The sequence below is a fragment of the Kitasatospora sp. NPDC001664 genome, assembly GCF_053596675.1.
In genome coordinates, this window is record NZ_JBSFGS010000004.1 from 225,969 (window position 1) to 242,295 (window position 16,327).

Here is a 16,327-nt window from a genome sequence, read left to right on the forward strand (position 1 = left end):
GGTTATTGCGAGGTCCGTGGGTTACTCTCGTAGCACCCTCAGAAATAACCCCACAGAGTGGTTACCAGCCGACGACGCCTGGCAGCGCTCCGTCAACTGACGTACGTAGCACGGGAATACGAGGAGTCGAGATGGCAGTCAAGGTAGCGGTCAACGGTTTCGGTCGGATCGGCCGCGGCTTCGTCCGGGCGGCGCTGGAGCGTGGCGCCGACCTTCAGGTGGTGGCCGTCAACGACCTCACCGACGCGAAGACCCTGGCCCACCTGCTCACCTACGACAGCTCCCTCGGCAAGCTGGCCGAGGACGTCCGCGCCGAGGGCGACACCATCGTCGTCGGCGGCCAGACCATCAAGGTCTTCGCCGAGCGGGACCCGGGCAAGCTGCCCTGGGGCGAGCTGGGCGTGGACGTGGTGATCGAGTCCACCGGTGTCTTCACCGACGCCGCCAAGGCCCGCGCGCACATCGAGGCCGGCGCCCGCAAGGTGATCATCTCCGCCCCGGCCAACGGCGAGGACCTCACCCTCGCGATCGGCGTGAACGACGACAAGTACGACCCCGAGGTCCACCACATCGTCTCCAACGCCTCCTGCACCACCAACTGCCTGGCCCCGCTGGCCAAGGTGCTGAACGAGGCGCTGGGCATCGAGCACGGCCTGATGACCACCGTGCACGCCTACACCCAGGACCAGAACCTCCAGGACGGCCCGCACAAGGACGCCCGCCGCGCCCGCGCCGCCGCCACCAACATCGTCCCGACCTCCACCGGTGCGGCCAAGGCCATCGGCCTGGTCCTGCCGGAGCTCCAGGGCAAGCTGGGCGGCACCTCGCTGCGCGTCCCGATCCCGGTCGGCTCGATCACCGACCTGACCGCCCGGGTGGAGCGCCCGACCACGGTCGAGGAGATCAACGCCGCCTTCGCCAAGGCCGCCACCGAGGGCTCGCTGGCCGGCATCCTCCGCTACAGCGAGGCGCCGCTGGTCTCCAGCGACATCGTGGGCGACCCGGCCTCCGTCGTCTTCGACGCCGGCCTGACCACCGTCAGCGAGGACGGCCGCCAGGTGAAGATCTTCGGCTGGTACGACAACGAGACGGGCTTCTCCCACCGCGTGGTCGACGCCGCCCTGCTGCTCGGCGCCTGACCCTCCGTCACCCGCCAGGAGCCACCCCGCACCACCCACGCCGCCCCCGCCGAGCCGTCCGTCCCACGGCCCGGCGGGGGCGGCGCGTTCCCCCGGCCAGACCATCCCGCAGCTCTGCCGCGAGGTACTGCCGGGCGTCGGCACCGTTCGTCCGGCCTTCAGCCCGGCAGTACCGTCCGATCCGCCGGGGGCGTCCACCCGTTCACCCTCGGCCGGTCAGGCACCGGAAAACGAGCGGACTCACCGCCGTAACACAACTGCCGCCTGCGCCAGGGAGGATGACGGTTCACGGACGAGCCGAGGGGACCGAACAGTGAGCGGAGCGCAGGCGGCACGGCGGCGGCCGACCGGGGCACGGTTCGGCGGGGTCTACCAGGAGGAAGAGGCCCCGGCAGCCCCGGCCCCCGCCGCCGCCGCGCCCCGCGGTGCCCGGTTCGCGGGCGCCCCCGTCCAGGCGGAGCCCCAACCGGAGGCCGCCGCACCGCCGTTGGCCCCTCCGCAGCGCACCGGCCCCGAGCTGGTCTCGCTGGCGGGCCGGATCACCGCCCTGCACCAGGGCGGAGCCGCCCACGAGTCCGCCGCCCTGACCGCCCAGGCTGCCGTCCTGCTGGCACCGGAGGACGTGGCCAGGCTGGCCGTGCTGCTGCACGCCCAGGGCCCGGCGGGCGCCGCCGGCTACCTGGCCAGGGCCACCGTGCACGGCAGCCCCGAGCAGGCCGCCGCCACCCTGGCCGGGCTGCGCCGGGCCGGGCTGGCCGAGGAGGCGGCCGGACTGTTCCACGCCCTCTGGGGCCACCCCAGCTCCCAACTCCCGCCGCTGCTCGCCGCCTTGGAGCGCCACGGGCTGGCCGGCGACGGACTCACCCTGCTCTGGGAGCGGGCCTCTGCGGCCCCCGCCGAGCTGGCCGCCCTGGCCACCGCTCTGCGGGCGGCCGGACGGGCCGAGGACGCGCACCGCCTGCTGCACCAGGCGACCGGCCGCCGCTCCGGCGAACTCGCCGCGACCGCGCTGGAGTTGGACGAGACACTGGCCGCCGAGCTCTCCGCCCAGGCGGCCCGGCTGCGCTCCCCCGCCGACCTGGCCGAGTACGCCGCCGCACTGACCGCCTCCCCGCCGCGCTACCGGGCCCTGCTCGCGGCCGTCGCCGCCCTCGACGAACCCCGCCGGCGCTCCGCCGTGGCCGCCCTGCGCGCCCTCGGGCTCCCGCTGCGCTGAGAACGCGGACGGCCCCGCCGCCCTCGAAGGGGCAGCGGGGCCGCATGCGGTCGACGGTGCGTCAGCAGCCGATCAGGCGGGCGCCCAGGTAGGACTTCACCTGGTCGAGCGAGACGCGCTCCTGCGCCATGGTGTCACGCTCGCGGATGGTCACCGCGTTGTCCTCGAGGGTGTCGAAGTCGACGGTGACGCAGAACGGCGTGCCGATCTCGTCCTGACGGCGGTAGCGCTTGCCGATCGCGCCGGCGTCGTCGAACTCGACGTTCCACGCGGTGCGCAGGTCGGCGGCCAGGCCGCGGGCCTTCGGCGAGAGGTCGGCGTTGCGGGAGAGCGGGAGCACCGCGACCTTGACCGGGGCCAGCCGCGGGTCCAGCCGCATGCCGACGCGCTTCTCCATGCCGCCCTTGGCGTTCGGCGCCTCGTCCTCGAAGTAGGCGTCGATCAGGAAGGCCAGCATGGCGCGGTTCAGACCGGCTGCCGGCTCGATGACGTACGGGAAGTAGCGCTCGTTGGCTTCCTGGTCGTTGTAGCGCAGGTCCTTGCCGGAGGCCTCGCTGTGCACGGTGAGGTCGTAGTCCGTGCGGTTGGCCACGCCCTCCAGCTCGGAGAACTCGTTGCCGCCGAAGTTGAAGCGGTACTCGATGTCCACCGTGCGCTTGGCGTAGTGGGAGAGCTTCTCCTTCGGGTGCTCGAAGAAGCGCATGTTCTCGGTGCGCAGGCCGAGGCCGACGTACCAGTCCCAGCGCTGCTGCAGCCAGTACTCGTGCCAGGTCTCGTCCTCGCCCGGCTTGACGAAGAACTCCATCTCCATCTGCTCGAACTCGCGGGTCCGGAAGATGAAGTTGCCCGGGGTGATCTCGTTCCGGAAGCTCTTGCCGACCTGGGCGATGCCGAACGGCGGCTTCTTGCGCGAAGTGGTCTGCACCTGGCTGAAGTTGGTGAAGATGCCCTGCGCGGTCTCCGGGCGCAGGTAGGCCAGGCCGGACGCGTCCTCGGTGACGCCGAGGTGCGTCTTCAGCATGCCCGAGAACTCCTTGGGCGCGGTGAAGCCGCCCTTGTTGCCGCAGTTCGGACAGTTGACGTCGGCCAGGCCGTTGGCCGGGAGCTTGCCGTGCTTGGCCTCGTACGCCTCCTCCAGGTGGTCCGCGCGGAACCGCTTGTGGCAGGAGAGGCACTCGGTCAGCGGGTCGTTGAAGGTGGCGACGTGGCCCGAGGCCTCCCAGACCTCGCGGGCCAGGATCACCGACGAGTCGAGACCGACGACGTCCTCGCGAGCGGTGACCATCGAACGCCACCACTGGCGCTTGATGTTCTCCTTGAGCTCCACGCCCAGCGGCCCGTAGTCCCAGGCGGCGCGGGTGCCGCCGTAGATCTCGCTGCAGGGGTAGACGAAGCCTCGGCGCTTGCTCAGGCTGACGATCGTGTCGATCTTGTCGGCGGCCACAGTGCTCTCTTCAGTACGACGTCACGCGAGTGACGGCACGGTCAGGGCACGGCTGGTTGCACGTACCCGAATACCAGCAGAGGTTACCGGGCGGCCCCGTGGGGGGTTCAAATCGGTATTCGCCCGCACACCGTGTGTCGAACGGACCATCGGACCGTCGGACAGTTGAGTGAGTTGACAATCATTTCCAGTTAAGTTGAGAATGGTTGTCATGAAGTCGCGCCGCCTCCCCACCTCGATAGCCCTGACCGCCACCGCCGTTGCCGGCGCCCTCCTGCTCTCCGCCTGCGGCGGGGCCAGCAGCGCCGAGGACGGCAAGGGGAAGCTCGACGTGGTCGCGTCGTTCTACCCCATGGAGTTCCTCGCCGAGCAGATCGGCGGGCAGCACGTGAAGGTGACCGACCTCACCGCCGCCGGCGTCGAGCCGCACGACCTGGAGCTGACGGCCAAGCAGGTCGCCAAGGTCAAGGGCGCCGACGCCGTCCTCTACCTCAAGGGCCTGCAGCCCACCGTGGACAAGGCCGTGGCGCAGAGCGACTCCAAGCACGTGGTCGACGCCACCGCCGCCTCCCCGCTGGTCGACCACCACCTCCCCGAGGGCCACGCCGAGGACGACGGCCACGACCACTCCGGCGCCGCCGGCGACCCGCACATCTGGCTGGACCCGAACCGCTACGCCGCCGTGGCCAAGAACGTCGGCGCCGAGCTGGCCAAGGCCGACCCGGCGCACGCGGCCGACTACCAGACGAACACCGACCGGGTGGTGGCCGAACTCGCCGCCCTGGACAAGGAGTTCAAGGACGGCCTGAAGGACGCCAAGGGGAAGTCCTTCGTCACCAGCCACGCCGCCTTCGGCTACCTCGCGGACGCCTACGGGATCGACCAGCTGGCCATCAACGGCGTGGACCCGGAGTCCGAGCCGACCCCGGCCAAGCTGGCCGAGATCCAGAAGGAGGCCAAGGAACACGGCGTCTCCACCATCTTCTTCGAGACCCTGGTCAGCCCCAAGCTGGCCGAGACGGTCGCCAAGGACCTCGGCCTGAAGACCGCCGTCCTCGACCCGCTGGAGGGCGTCAAGGACCCCTCCAAGGAGAACTACTTCTCCGTCATGAAGCAGAACCTGCACAACCTCCAGGCCGCCTTCGGCATCCAGAGCTGACGGGACACCGCATCACCATGAGTTCAGTCATTCCCGAGGCCCCGGCGGCCGAGGGGACGGACACCGCCGAGGCGCGGCACCCCCAGCGGGGTGCCGCGCCCGCGGTCGTCTGCCTCTGCGACGCCGTCGCCTCCCTCGGCGGCCGTCCCGTCCTGCGCGGGGTCGACCTCAGGGTCCGGCCCGGCGAGGTGGTCGCGCTGCTCGGGGCCAACGGCTCCGGCAAGTCCACCACCGTCAAGTCGGTGATCGGCGCCGTCCCGCTGGAGCGCGGCGGCCTGGAGCTGTTCGGCACCCCCTTCGCCAAGTTCCGCGACTGGCACCGGATCGGCTACGTGCCGCAGCGCACCACCGCCGCCAGCGGCGTGCCCGCCACCGTCCGCGAGGTGGTCTCCACCGGGCGGCTGCCCAAGCACGGGCTGCTGCCGTTCCGCCGCAGGGACCGGGCTGCCGTCGACCGCGCGCTGGCCGCCGTCGGGATGCTGGACCGGGCCGGGGACGGCGTGGCCGGGCTCTCCGGCGGCCAGCACCAGCGGGTGCTGATCGCCCGCGCCCTGGTCGGCACCCCCGAACTCCTCATCATGGACGAGCCGATGGCCGGGGTGGACCTGGAGAGCCAGCAGGTGCTCGCCGACACCCTGCGCACCGAGGTCGAGCGCGGCGCCGCCGTCCTGCTGGTGCTGCACGAACTCGGCCCGCTGGAGCCGCTGATCGACCGCACGGTCGTCCTTCGCGACGGCTGCGTCTCCTACGACGGCCCCCCGATCCCCAGCACCGGCCAGCACGCCCTGCCGGGCCACGACCACGTCCACCCGCACGGGGACGAGCACCTGACGACCCCCGGACTGCTCGCATGAGCGCCGACCACCCGCGCACCGCCCACCCGCGCACCACCCGCCCGACCTCAGGACTGCCGCGATGACCGAGATGCTCAGCTACGACTTCATGCAGCGCGCGCTGATCGCCGCCGTGCTGGTCGGCATCACCGCCCCCGCCGTCGGCATCTACCTGGTGCAGCGGCGGCAGGCGCTGATGGGCGACGGCATGGGCCACGTCGCGCTCACCGGCGTCGGCCTCGGCTTCTTCTTCCAGACCAGTCCGGTCTGGATGGCGGTGCTGGTCTGCGTGCTCGGCGCCGTGGTCATGGAGGTGGTCCGCTCGCGCGGCAACCAGCGCGGCGACATCGCGCTGGCGATGCTCTTCTACGGCGGCATGGCCTGCGGCAAGCTGCTGGTCAGCATGAGCTCGCAGTCCGGGAACGGCAGCCTGGAGAGCTACCTCTGGGGCTCCATCCTCACCGTCTCCCCCACCGACCTGCTCACCATCACGGTGCTGGCCGCCGTGGTGATCGCGGTCACCATCGGCCTGCGCCGCCAGCTCTTCGCGATCTGCCAGGACGAGGAGTTCGCCCGGGTCACCGGCCTGCCGGTGCGGGCGCTCAACCTGCTGCTCGCGGTGATGGCCGCCGTCACCGTCACGGTGGCGATGCGGGTGGTCGGCCTGCTGCTGGTCTCCGCGCTGATGGTCGTCCCGGTGGTCGCCGCGCAGCAGCTGACCCGCTCGTTCGCGATGACCCAGGCCGCCTCGATCGGCGTCGGCGTGGCCGTCGCGGTGGCCGGCGTGGCCGGCTCCTACGAGGCCGACCTGCCCTCCGGCCCGGCCATCGTGCTGCTGGCCATCGTGGTCTTCGCGGTCTTCAGCGCACTGGCCGCACCGCTGGCCCGCCGCCGCCACCGCGCCGCCCCGGACGCCGGGCCCGAGGTCTGCGAGGTCGGGCTGCCCCGCCAGGCCGGGCCGTCCGACCCCCACCGGCCCCAGGAGGCCCGGGAGTCCGAGGAGTCCCGCACCGAGGATTCGGTCACCAGTCGGGGACTGGCACAATGAGGTGCCAGACGCCCACTCTCCCTGGAGGACCCACGGTGACCACCGCAGGCCCGTCGCGTGCCCGATCGACCCGGCAGCGAGCCGCCGTCTGGGCGGCCCTGGACGAGGTCGAGGACTTCCGCAGCGCCCAGGAGCTGCACGACCTCCTCAAGCACCGCGGCGACTCGGTCGGGCTCACCACCGTCTACCGCACCCTCCAGTCACTGGCCGACGCCGGCGAGGTGGACGTGCTGCGCACCGCCGACGGCGAGGCGGTCTACCGCCGCTGCAGCAGCGGACACCACCACCACCTGGTCTGCCGCTCCTGCGGCTCCACCGTCGAGGTGGAGGGCCCCGCCGTCGAGCGCTGGGCCAACTCGATCGCGGCCGAGCACGGCTACAGCGACATCGCGCACACCCTGGAGATCTTCGGCACCTGCGCCAGCTGCGCCGCCAAGGCCACCGCCTGACGGACCGTCGGACGCACGGCAGAGGGCCCGTACGGATTCACCTCCGTACGGGCCCTCTCGTCGTGCTGTCTCAGCGCTGGGTCGGGACCTCGGCGGCCACCTCGTTGGGCAGCGCGCCGCCGAAGCGGCGGTCGCGCATCGCGTACTGCTCGCAGGCGCGCCACAGGTCGCGGCGGTCGAAGTCCGGCCAGAGCACGTCCTGGAACACCAGCTCGGCGTAGGCGCTCTGCCAGAGCAGGAAGTTGGAGGTGCGCTGCTCGCCGCTGGGGCGCAGGAAGAGGTCCACGTCCGGCATGTCCGGGTGGTACATGTACTTGGCGAGGGTCTTCTCGTTGATCTTCGACGGGTCGAGCTTCCCGGCCGCGACGTCCCGGCCGATCGCGGCGGCCGCGTCGGCCACCTCGGCCCGGCCGCCGTAGTTGACGCACATGTAGAGGGTGACCGCGTCGTTCTCCTTGGTCATCTCCTCGGCGACCTGGAGCTCCTGGACCACGCTCTTCCACAGCTTCGGCATCCGGCCGGCCCAGCGGATCCGGACGCCCATCTCGCTCATCTCGTCCCGGCGGCGGCGGATCACGTCCCGGTTGAAGTTCATCAGGAACTTCACCTCGTCGGGGGACCGCTTCCAGTTCTCGGTGGAGAAGGCGTACAGCGAGACGTTCTTCACGCCCAGCTCGATCGCGCCCTTGAGCACGTCCAGCACCACCGACTCGCCGACCTTGTGGCCCTCGGTCCGCGGCAGCCCGCGCTCCTTGGCCCAACGGCCGTTCCCGTCCATCACGATCGCGACGTGGCCCGGCACCAGCTCGCCCGGGATCTTCGGCGGCACGGCGCCGCTCGGGTGCGGGGTCGGCGGGAGGTACTCCCGCTGCTTGCTGCCGAAGAGCCGTCGCGCTGCCATGCTCACTTCTCCACGTATCTCATCGAGCGGATTCCCCGCTCCAGGTGCCACTGGAGGTAGGCGGCGACCAGACCGCTGCCCTCCCGCCAGTACCTCGGCTCGCTGTTGTCCGCCGTCTGCCAGTCCCCTGACAGCAGTGCGCCGAGCAGTACCAGTGTCTCAGGGGAGGGTACGGCACTTCCCGGTACGCGGCAGTCACCGCAGAGCACACCGCCCGCCTGGAGCGAGAAGAACCGGTTGGGGCCCGGGAGTCCGCACTTGGCGCAGTCGGTGAAGCTGGCGCCGTAGCCGTTGACGGCGAGGGAGCGGAGCAGGAACGCGTCCAGCACCAGATGGGGCTCGTGCTCCCCGGCCGCGAGCGTCCGCAGCCCGCCGACCAGCAGCAGGTACTGCTGCACGGCGGGCTGGCCCTCGTTCTCCGCGAAGCGCTCGGCGGTCTCCAGCATCGCGGTGCCGGCGGTGTAGCGGGAGTAGTCGGTGACGATCCGTCCGCCGTACGGGGCGATGGTCTCCACCTGCGTGCAGAGCGGCAGCCCACGGCCGATCAGGTCCGCTCCGCGGCTGAAGAACTGCACGTCCACGTGCGAGAACGGCTCCAGCCGCGCCCCGAACTTCGACTTCGTCTTGCGGATCCCCCGGGCCACCGCCCGGACCTTGCCGTGCTGACGCGTCAACAACGTGATGATCCGGTCGGCCTCGCCCAGCTTCTGGGTACGGAGGACGATGCCGTCGTCCCGGAACAGACTCATGCCGCCCATTCTCCCGCACCCCACCGACACCCCCGCCCGGGGAGGGGAACGCCTACGGCGGGCTTCGGAAGCGGGGGAGGGGAACGCCTACGGCGAGCCTCGGGCTCGCGAAAGGCAGACGCCTGCGGCGGGCTTCGGAGGCGGGAGAGGGGAACGCCTGCGGCGAGCCTCGGGCGCGGGGAGAGGGGAACGCCTGCGGCGAGCTGCAGTGGTCCCGGTCGGGCACGCGCGGGGCGGGTCGCAGACGTCCGCCCACGGTGACGCCCGACGGTCCCGGGCGTCACGGCTCGCGCGCGTGCCGATGGCCCCCGACGCCCCGTCAGCTCGCCACAGGCGGCTCCCGCACGGCGCGGCCTCGCACCCCGGTCGAGCCGGCCGCAGGCGAGGCATCCCAGTGGTAACACCGCGAGCCCCACGAGCCGGCCGCAGACAAGGCCCCGGCCCCATAGGCCCCGCCAGCTCGCCGCAGGCGGCTCCCGCACCCCGGCCGAGCCGGCCGCAAGCGAGGCATCCCAGTGGTAACACCGCGAGCCCCACGAACCGGCCGCAGGCAAGGCGCCGGACCCATAGGCCCCGTCCGCTCGCCGCAGGCGGCTGACGCGCCGCGTCGGCGTACGCCTCGACGAGCCCGCCGCAGGCGAGGCCCCGAGCCCGTGACACCCTCTCCCCTGGCGAGCTCGTCCTAGGTGGATTCCGCGCGCGGTGACGCCCGACGGACTCGGGCAGCGTGGCTCGCGCGTGCCGATGCCCCCGACGCCCCGTCAGCTCGCCGCAGGCGGCTCCCGCACGGCGCGGCCTCGCACCCCGGCCGAGCCGGCCGCAGGCGAGGCATCCCAACGGTGACAGCGCTCGCCCCACGAGCCCTCCGCAGACAAGGCCCCGGACCCATAGGCGCCGTCAGCTCGCCGCAGGCGGCTGACGCGCTGCGTCGGCGTACGCCCCGACGCGCCCGCCGCAGGCGAGGCCCCGAGTCCGTGACGCCTGCTCGCCTCGGCGAGCCCGCCGCAGGCGGGGCCGCGCAGCCGCGAGCCCGCACCCTGGGTCCGTGGGGGAACCGTCCTGCGGGTGCGGGTCGTGGCGGGCCCGGAGGGGGGAGTCGGGCCCGGCTCAGTGGGAGGTGCGGGTGGCGGCCTCGAGGAGTTCGGCGGTGCGGGTGGCCGGGAGGCCGAGGCAGCGGCCGACGGCGGTGAGGGCGGTGCGCTCGTGGGGGAGGTAGCGGCCGTCGGCGAGGGCGATCCAGGCGCCCTGCAGGACGAGGCGTTCGCGGCCGGGCTGGGCCAGGTGCGGGGCCAACGGTTCGAGCGCGGCGTGGAGTTCGACGGTGAGGGCACTGCCGGTGGCGTCCAGGTCGACGGGGGTGTCCCCGCCCGTCCCGGAGAGGGCGGCGAGCGCGGCCAGCACCTGGGCCTCGCCGCAGTCCTCGAAGCCGGCCTCCCGGATCGCCTCGCAGGCGGCGTCCCGCGCGGCCCGGCTGCCGGTGCCGCCGGCCGCGAGCACCGCCAGTGCGACGGTGTACTGCGCGTCCCGCAGCATCGCGCCCAGCCGGACGCAGGTGAGCTGGTCCAGCGCCTCCAGCCCGAAGCGCCGGTGGCAGGTGGTGCACTGCACGCAGCCGGTGACCGGGCCGACCGGCAGCACCGGGGTGCCGAACAACCGCAGCCACCGCCGGCCGTGCTGCCGGCGGTAGTTGCGGTCCCCGCCGCAGCCCGGACAGTAGAAATCACCGAGGACGTCAGTCCGCCACCGAGGACGGACACCCCACAACCCTGTCACGGCGCCAACTCCCCAGACATGGCAGGCGGCCTGCACAACAATGGGCAGGTCACGCGACCGGACGCCGCGGTCGTCCCACCGACCCCGGTTCCGGTGGGTAGATGCTGCCATGGTTAAGCGCGGGTGTCAGCACCCCGAACGGGTAAAAATGTGTCGCAGAACACACCCCGCGCCCCCGCCCGCCGACCCCCCTGCCGACACCCGCGCCGGCACCCCCGAGGAACCCCGGAAACGCCGAAGGGGCCGCCGCAGCGGCCCCCCTGACGCACCGTCAGCCGCGCTGGGCCCGGTTCACCGCACTGACCACGGCCTTCAGCGAGGCCAGCACCGTGTTGCCGTCGATCCCGACGCCCCACAGCACCTTGCCGTCCACCGCGCACTCGACGTACGCGGCGGCCTGGGCGTCGCCGCCCTCGCTCAGCGCGTGCTCGGCGTAGTCCAGCACCCGTACGTCGACGCCGATCCCGGCCAGCGCGTTGACGAAGGCGGAGACGGGGCCGTTGCCGGTGCCGCTCAGGGTGACGGGGCGACCGTCGACCACGGCCTCGGCGCGCAGCACGTCGCGGCCGTCCTCGGTCTCCAGGCTGCGCGAGCCGCTCAGCGCGATCCGGCCCCACGGGTTCTCCGGGGTGGGCAGGTACTCGTCCTGGAAGACGCTCCAGATCTCGGCCGGGGTGACCTCGCCGCCCTCGGCGTCGGTCTTGGCCTGGATGATCCGGGAGAACTCGATCTGCTGACGGCGCGGCAGGTCCAGCTTGTGGTCGTTCTTCAGCACGTAGGCGATGCCGCCCTTGCCGGACTGGCTGTTGACCCGGATGACCGCCTCGTAGGAGCGGCCGACGTCCTTCGGGTCGATCGGCAGGTACGGGACGCCCCAGGTGTACTCGCCGACCGGCACGCCGGCCGCCTTGGCGTCGGCCTCCAGGGCGTCGAAGCCCTTCTTGATGGCGTCCTGGTGGGAGCCGGAGAAGGAGGTGTACACCAGGTCGCCGGCGTAGGGGTGGCGCTCGGCCACCGGCATCTGGAAGCAGTACTCGGCGGTGCGGCGGATCTCGTCGATGTCGGAGAAGTCGATCATCGGGTCCACGCCCTGGGAGAACAGGTTCATCCCGACGTTGACCAGGTCCAGGTTGCCGGTCCGCTCGCCCTGGCCGAACAGGCAGCCCTCGACGCGGTCGGCGCCGGCCATGATGGCCAGCTCGGCGGAGGCCACGCCGGTGCCGCGGTCGTTGTGCGGGTGGGTGGACAGCGCGACGAACTCGCGGCGGCTCAGGTTCCGCGACATCCACTCGATCTTGTCGGCGTAGACGTTCGGGGTGGAGCGCTCGACGGTGGTCGGCAGGTTCAGGATGATCTCGCGGCCCTCGCCGGGCTGCCAGACGTCCATCACCGCCTCGCAGACCTCCAGGGCGAAGTCCAGCTCGGTGTCGATGAAGATCTCCGGCGAGTACTCGTAGCCGAAGACCGTCTCGTCCCGCAGGATCTTCTCCGCGTACTCCATCACCAGGCGGGTGCCGTCCACGGCGATCGCCTTGATGTCGTCCTTGCTGCCCTTGAAGACCACCCGGCGGAACAGCGGCGAGGTGGCGTTGTACAGGTGCACGGTGGCGCGCGGGGCGCCGACCAGGGACTCCACGGTGCGCTCGATCAGGTCCTCGCGGGCCTGGGTCAGCACCGAGATGGTGACGTCCTCGGGGATCGCGTCCTGCTCGATCAGGGAGCGGACGAAGTCGAAGTCGGTGGCGCCGGAGGACGGGAAGCCGACCTCGATCTCCTTGTAGCCCAGCTTGACCAGCAGGTCGAACATCTTGCGCTTGCGGGCCGGGGACATCGGGTCGATCAGCGCCTGGTTGCCGTCCCGCAGGTCGGTGGAGAGCCAGCGCGGAGCCTGGGTGATCACCTTGGACGGCCAGGTGCGGTCCGGCAGGTCGATGGTGCCGAACGGTACGTACCGCTGGAACGGCATCCCGGACGGCTTCTGCTGGACGGTGCCGGCCGTGATCGGGGTGGGGCGGTCGTTGAACGCACGAGCGATGGCGGACTGCTCAGTCATGAAGGGACTCTCGGCTTCCGAACTCGATATGCGGGCTGGTCGGGGTGGAGGACACCCGACTCGGCCGACCACTGCCCCGCATCCGTACGGGGACAGCACAGCATCCCGCGGCGAGGGAGCCGGCCTTCGTGGTCTACAGGCCCTCGCCGCGGCAGCTAAGAAGAAGCAGCCGGTAGCGCATGATGTCGCCCAGCGTAACCCAGGCGCCCTGCCCGCCGAAGTGAGGCAGGCCACTGTCCCACCCAGCGAGACGGCTCGAACTGACGTGCCGTCAGCCGGGCGGCCTCCGCGCACCTGCCCGTCCGCCCGCCCGCCTCCTTGATCCACCCGCCGATCCGACGCCGAATTTTCACCGAAACGGGCAGCGCGGCCGTGCCCCTGAGTAGCACACTGGCAACCATGCGCATCCAGGTGACCCGGACCGGCGGCCTGGCCGGACACCCCCTCCGAGCCGAGCTGGACACCGCCGCGCGCACCGACGCGCCGCACGTCCACGCGCTGGCCAGGGAGGCGGTGGCCGGCGGACTCCGCAACCCCTCCTACGGAGTGCCGGACGGGTTCCACTACGCGATCACGGTCGACGGACGGACGGTGCACTGCGCCGACCCGAAGCTGACCGACTCCCAGCACGAGCTGGTCTCCCTGGTGCTGCGCGAGGGCCTGGCCCTCCCGGTGGAGTAGTCCACTTCCGGATAATCCCGCTGGAGCCGCAGTTTGTAGACTGCGGGAATGACCGAACCCTCGCGCACCATGCCGGACCTGTCGGCCCTGCTGACCCACACCAGCCACGTGCTCTCCACCCGGATGTCGGCCGCCTTCGCCGGGAGCGGGCTCGGCATCACCCCGCGCGGCTTCTGCGTGCTGCTGCACGCCCTGGAGCAGGAGCGGACCCAGATCCAGCTGGCCGAGATCGCCGACCTGGACAAGACCACCATGGTGGTCACCGTGGACGAGCTGGAGCGGCTCGGACTGGCCGAGCGCCGCCCCTCCTCCACCGACCGGCGGGCCCGGATCATCTCCGTCACCCCGGCCGGCGCCGAGGCGGTGGCGGCCGGCGTGAAGGTCGCCGACGGCGTCCACCGGGAGGCCCTGGAGGCGGTGCCCGAGGAGGACCGCGCCGTACTGCTGCGCGCGCTCACCACCCTCCACGACGGCCACCTCTCGACCCCCGTGGAGAGCGAGCGCCCGGTGCGCCGGGCCCGCCGCCCGCGCGGCTGAGGCCGTCCCGGACAATTCAATACCGAGAAAGATAGTCTCGTACGGGACTATCTGATAGCTTCCTTCCTGTCGCCACCACCGAGGGGGAGGAACTCCATGACCACGCGAGGAACCGCACCGGGGACCGCGCATTCGCGCTGGACGGCCCTGGCCGTGCTCTGCGCCGGGATGCTGATGATCATCCTGGACGGCACCATCGTCACCGTGGCGCTGCCCGCCATCCAGGCCGACCTGGGCTTCACCGCCGAGGGCCTGACCTGGACGGTGAACGCCTACCTGATCGCCTTCGGCGGCCTGCTCCTGCTGGCCGGGCGGCTCGGCGACCTGCTCGGCGGCCGCCGGATCTTCGTGGCCGGGCTGGTGCTCTTCACCGCCGCCTCGCTGCTGGCCGGGCTGGCGGGCGGTCAGGAGCTGCTGATCGCGGCCCGGTTCGCCCAGGGGATCGGCGGGGCGATGGCCTCGGCGGTCAGCCTGGGGATGATCGTCACGCTCTTCCCCGAACCGGGCGAGCGCGGGAAGGCGATCGGCGCGTTCAGCTTCGTCGGCGCCGCCGGGGCCTCGATCGGGCAGGTGCTCGGCGGGGTGCTGACCGAGGCGGTCGGCTGGCACTGGATCTTCTTCGTCAACCTGCCGATCGGCCTGGCCGCCGTCCTGCTGTCGCTGCGGGTGCTGGCCGCCGACGGCCCGGCCCGCTCGCTGCGCGGCCTTGACCTGCCGGGCGCCGCGCTGGTCACCGCCGGTCTGATGCTCGGGGTCTACGCGATCGTCTCGATCGAGCGCTCCACCACCGGCGCCCTGCTGCTCGGCGCCGTCTCCGCCCTGCTGCTGGCCGGCTTCCTGCTGCGCCAGCGGTACGCGGCCGAGCCGCTGCTGCCGCTGCGCCTGCTGCGCTCGCGCCGGGTGGCGGCGGCCAATCTGGTGCAGGTGCTGATGGTCTCGGCGCTGTTCGGCTTCCAGGTGCTGATAGCGCTCTACCTGCAGAACGTGCTCGGCTACGGCGCCGCCGCGACCGGCTTCGCCATGCTCCCGGCCGCAGTGGTGATCGGTGGCGTCTCGCTGCTGCTCTCCGCCCCGCTGGTCGCCCGCTTCGGTGAACGGACCGTGCTGCTGGGCGGGTTGGGCCTGCTGGTGGTGGCGATCGGCCTGCTCACCCGGCTCCCCGCGGACGCCTCCTACGTCCTCCACCTGCTGCCGACCATGCTGCTCGCGGGCGGCTTCGGCCTGGCCGTCGCCGCGCTCACCTCGCTGGCCATGGCCGACGCCGCCCCGGCCGACGCGGGCGTCAGCTCGGGGCTGTTCAACACCACCCAGCAGGTCGGCGGCGCGCTCGGGGTGGCCGTGCTGGTCACCCTGGCCGGCAGCCGGGGCCAGGCGCTGGCCGAGGCCGGCCGCAGCCAGGCCGAGGCGATGACGGCCGGCTTCCGGGCCGCCTTCCTGCTCGGCACCCTGCTCCTGCTGGCCGCCACCGCGCTGGCCGCCGTCGCCCTGCGGCCGGCCGCCGGCCGGGTCGTGGCGACCAGCCGGCGGGAGGAGAAGTCGCTTATCCGAAGCGGCCGTTGACGTAGTCCGAGGTGCGCTGGTCCACCGGGGCGGAGAACATCGCCTCGGTGGGCCCGTGCTCCACGATGCCGCCGGGGGTGCCCTGTTCGGCGAGGAAGAAGGCGCACTGGTCGGAGACCCGGTGCGCCTGCTGCATGTTGTGGGTGACGATCACGATGGTGACCTCCTCCACCAGCTCGCGGATGGTCTGCTCGATCCGGCGGGTCGAGGTCGGGTCGAGGGCCGAGCAGGGCTCGTCCATCAGCAGGACCTTGGGGCGCACGGCGAGCGAGCGGGCGATGCACAGGCGCTGCTGCTGGCCGCCGGAGAGGGCGCCGCCGGGCTGGCGCAGCCGGTCCTGCACCTCCTTCCACAGGCCCGCCTTGGTCAGGCACTCCTCGACCAGGTGGTCCTTCTCGGCCCGGGTGGCGCGCAGGCCGGTGAGCTTCAGCCCGGCCACCACGTTGTCGTAGATGGACATCGCGGGGAAGGGGTTGGGCTTCTGGAACACCATGCCGATGTCCCGGCGGGCCGAGGTGAGCCGGCGCTCGGGGGCGTAGACGTCGGAGCCGTCCAGCAGCACCTCCCCCGCCAACTGGGCGCCGGGGATGAGCTCGTGCATCCGGTTGAGGATGCGCAGGAAGGTGGACTTGCCGCAGCCGGACGGGCCGATCAGCGCGGTGACCTGGCCGGCCGGCATCAGCAGCGAGACCCGTTCCAGCACCTTGCGCTCGCCGAACCAGGCCGAGATGCCGTGGGCGTCGAGCGTCCCGGCGTTGCTCGCGGCGGTGGGGACGACGGGCAGG

General features: G+C 72.2%; 15 protein-coding genes. 9 read left to right on the forward strand and 6 right to left on the reverse strand.

All coding sequences use genetic code 11. From position 1 onward, the window contains the following. The first annotated feature begins 131 nt into the window (after positions 1 to 131). Together gap and ACWCYY_RS08095 are read left to right on the forward strand one after the other, a co-directional pair. Positions 132 to 1,139: a type I glyceraldehyde-3-phosphate dehydrogenase gene (gap, locus tag ACWCYY_RS08090; protein ID WP_345287675.1), complete on the forward strand. Its 1,008-nt coding sequence runs from the start codon at positions 132 to 134 to the stop codon at positions 1,137 to 1,139. A 313-nt stretch (positions 1,140 to 1,452) separates the two neighbouring features. Further along, entirely contained in the window at positions 1,453 to 2,355 is a 903-nt protein-coding gene (locus ACWCYY_RS08095) for a hypothetical protein (protein WP_449795481.1), read from the forward strand. A gap of 61 nt (positions 2,356 to 2,416) precedes the next feature. Here the strand turns inward: ACWCYY_RS08095 and ACWCYY_RS08100 are convergent, their stop codons facing one another. Beyond that, a complete protein-coding gene (locus ACWCYY_RS08100) occupies positions 2,417 to 3,799 on the reverse strand; it encodes a glycine--tRNA ligase (RefSeq protein ID WP_345287671.1) in 1,383 nt (460 codons plus the stop codon). A gap of 211 nt (positions 3,800 to 4,010) precedes the next feature. On the opposite strand from ACWCYY_RS08100, the gene ACWCYY_RS08105 reads away from it, so the two are divergent. The 4 genes from ACWCYY_RS08105 to ACWCYY_RS08120 all read left to right on the forward strand — a co-directional run bounded on the left by ACWCYY_RS08105 (position 4,011) and on the right by ACWCYY_RS08120 (position 7,288). Then, positions 4,011 to 4,958, forward strand: coding sequence for a metal ABC transporter substrate-binding protein (locus ACWCYY_RS08105; RefSeq protein ID WP_345287669.1), 948 nt, complete (start codon positions 4,011 to 4,013; stop codon positions 4,956 to 4,958). Positions 4,959 to 4,975: 17 nt separating this feature from the next. Continuing rightward, complete coding sequence (locus ACWCYY_RS08110; RefSeq protein WP_345287667.1) at positions 4,976 to 5,812, forward strand: metal ABC transporter ATP-binding protein; 837 nt, start codon at positions 4,976 to 4,978, stop codon at positions 5,810 to 5,812. Positions 5,813 to 5,873: 61 nt separating this feature from the next. Next, complete coding sequence (locus ACWCYY_RS08115; RefSeq protein ID WP_345287665.1) at positions 5,874 to 6,839, forward strand: metal ABC transporter permease; 966 nt, start codon at positions 5,874 to 5,876, stop codon at positions 6,837 to 6,839. A 35-nt stretch (positions 6,840 to 6,874) separates the two neighbouring features. After that, the gene (locus ACWCYY_RS08120; RefSeq protein WP_345287663.1) at positions 6,875 to 7,288 is read left to right on the forward strand and encodes a Fur family transcriptional regulator; all 414 of its coding nucleotides are present in this window, start codon (positions 6,875 to 6,877) and stop codon (positions 7,286 to 7,288) included. A gap of 70 nt (positions 7,289 to 7,358) precedes the next feature. Here ACWCYY_RS08120 and ACWCYY_RS08125 read toward each other — a convergent pair whose 3' ends face one another. From ACWCYY_RS08125 to leuA, 4 genes are all read right to left on the reverse strand, one after another. Next, on the reverse strand, positions 7,359 to 8,189 hold the full coding sequence (locus ACWCYY_RS08125; RefSeq protein WP_345287662.1) for an isoprenyl transferase: 831 nt from the start codon (positions 8,187 to 8,189) through the stop codon (positions 7,359 to 7,361). Between the two features lie 2 nt (positions 8,190 to 8,191). Next, complete coding sequence (gene recO, locus ACWCYY_RS08130; protein ID WP_345287660.1) at positions 8,192 to 8,938, reverse strand: DNA repair protein RecO; 747 nt, start codon at positions 8,936 to 8,938, stop codon at positions 8,192 to 8,194. A gap of 1,107 nt (positions 8,939 to 10,045) precedes the next feature. Continuing rightward, positions 10,046 to 10,591, reverse strand: a complete 546-nt coding sequence (locus tag ACWCYY_RS08135) for a TerB family tellurite resistance protein (RefSeq protein WP_345287658.1) — start codon at positions 10,589 to 10,591, stop codon at positions 10,046 to 10,048. Positions 10,592 to 10,982: 391 nt separating this feature from the next. Beyond that, complete coding sequence (gene leuA / locus ACWCYY_RS08140; protein WP_449795482.1) at positions 10,983 to 12,764, reverse strand: 2-isopropylmalate synthase; 1,782 nt, start codon at positions 12,762 to 12,764, stop codon at positions 10,983 to 10,985. Between the two features lie 399 nt (positions 12,765 to 13,163). Between leuA and ACWCYY_RS08145 the strand changes: the two genes are divergently transcribed. The 3 genes from ACWCYY_RS08145 (at position 13,164) to ACWCYY_RS08155 (ending at position 15,542) form a co-directional block, all read left to right on the forward strand. Then, positions 13,164 to 13,445 (forward strand): protealysin inhibitor emfourin, encoded by a 282-nt coding sequence (locus ACWCYY_RS08145; RefSeq protein ID WP_345287654.1) that lies wholly within the window; start codon positions 13,164 to 13,166, stop codon positions 13,443 to 13,445. Positions 13,446 to 13,493: 48 nt separating this feature from the next. Then, a complete protein-coding gene (locus ACWCYY_RS08150) occupies positions 13,494 to 13,982 on the forward strand; it encodes a MarR family winged helix-turn-helix transcriptional regulator (protein ID WP_449795483.1) in 489 nt (162 codons plus the stop codon). A 96-nt stretch (positions 13,983 to 14,078) separates the two neighbouring features. Next, the gene (locus tag ACWCYY_RS08155) at positions 14,079 to 15,542 is read left to right on the forward strand and encodes an MFS transporter (RefSeq protein ID WP_345287650.1); all 1,464 of its coding nucleotides are present in this window, start codon (positions 14,079 to 14,081) and stop codon (positions 15,540 to 15,542) included. Here the strand turns inward: ACWCYY_RS08155 and ACWCYY_RS08160 are convergent. Further along, a complete protein-coding gene (locus ACWCYY_RS08160; protein ID WP_380149995.1) occupies positions 15,523 to 16,326 on the reverse strand; it encodes a phosphate ABC transporter ATP-binding protein in 804 nt (267 codons plus the stop codon). The genes ACWCYY_RS08155 and ACWCYY_RS08160 overlap by 20 nt on opposite strands. Position 16,327: the final 1 nt, after the last annotated feature.

Excerpts from the sequence above, each read along its gene's own strand:
- gap (WP_345287675.1), top strand. The coding sequence starts at position 132 with ATGGCAGTCAAGGTAGCGGTCAACGGTTTCGGTCGGATCGGCCGCGGC.
- ACWCYY_RS08105 (WP_345287669.1), top strand. The coding sequence starts at position 4,011 with ATGAAGTCGCGCCGCCTCCCCACCTCGATAGCCCTGACCGCCACCGCC.
- ACWCYY_RS08110 (WP_345287667.1), top strand. The coding sequence starts at position 4,976 with ATGAGTTCAGTCATTCCCGAGGCCCCGGCGGCCGAGGGGACGGACACC.
- ACWCYY_RS08115 (WP_345287665.1), top strand. The coding sequence starts at position 5,874 with ATGACCGAGATGCTCAGCTACGACTTCATGCAGCGCGCGCTGATCGCC.
- ACWCYY_RS08125 (WP_345287662.1), bottom strand. The coding sequence starts at position 8,189 with ATGGCAGCGCGACGGCTCTTCGGCAGCAAGCAGCGGGAGTACCTCCCG.
- recO (WP_345287660.1), bottom strand. The coding sequence starts at position 8,938 with ATGAGTCTGTTCCGGGACGACGGCATCGTCCTCCGTACCCAGAAGCTG.
- leuA (WP_449795482.1), bottom strand. The coding sequence starts at position 12,764 with ATGACTGAGCAGTCCGCCATCGCTCGTGCGTTCAACGACCGCCCCACC.
- ACWCYY_RS08145 (WP_345287654.1), top strand. The coding sequence starts at position 13,164 with ATGCGCATCCAGGTGACCCGGACCGGCGGCCTGGCCGGACACCCCCTC.
- ACWCYY_RS08150 (WP_449795483.1), top strand. The coding sequence starts at position 13,494 with ATGACCGAACCCTCGCGCACCATGCCGGACCTGTCGGCCCTGCTGACC.
- ACWCYY_RS08155 (WP_345287650.1), top strand. The coding sequence starts at position 14,079 with ATGACCACGCGAGGAACCGCACCGGGGACCGCGCATTCGCGCTGGACG.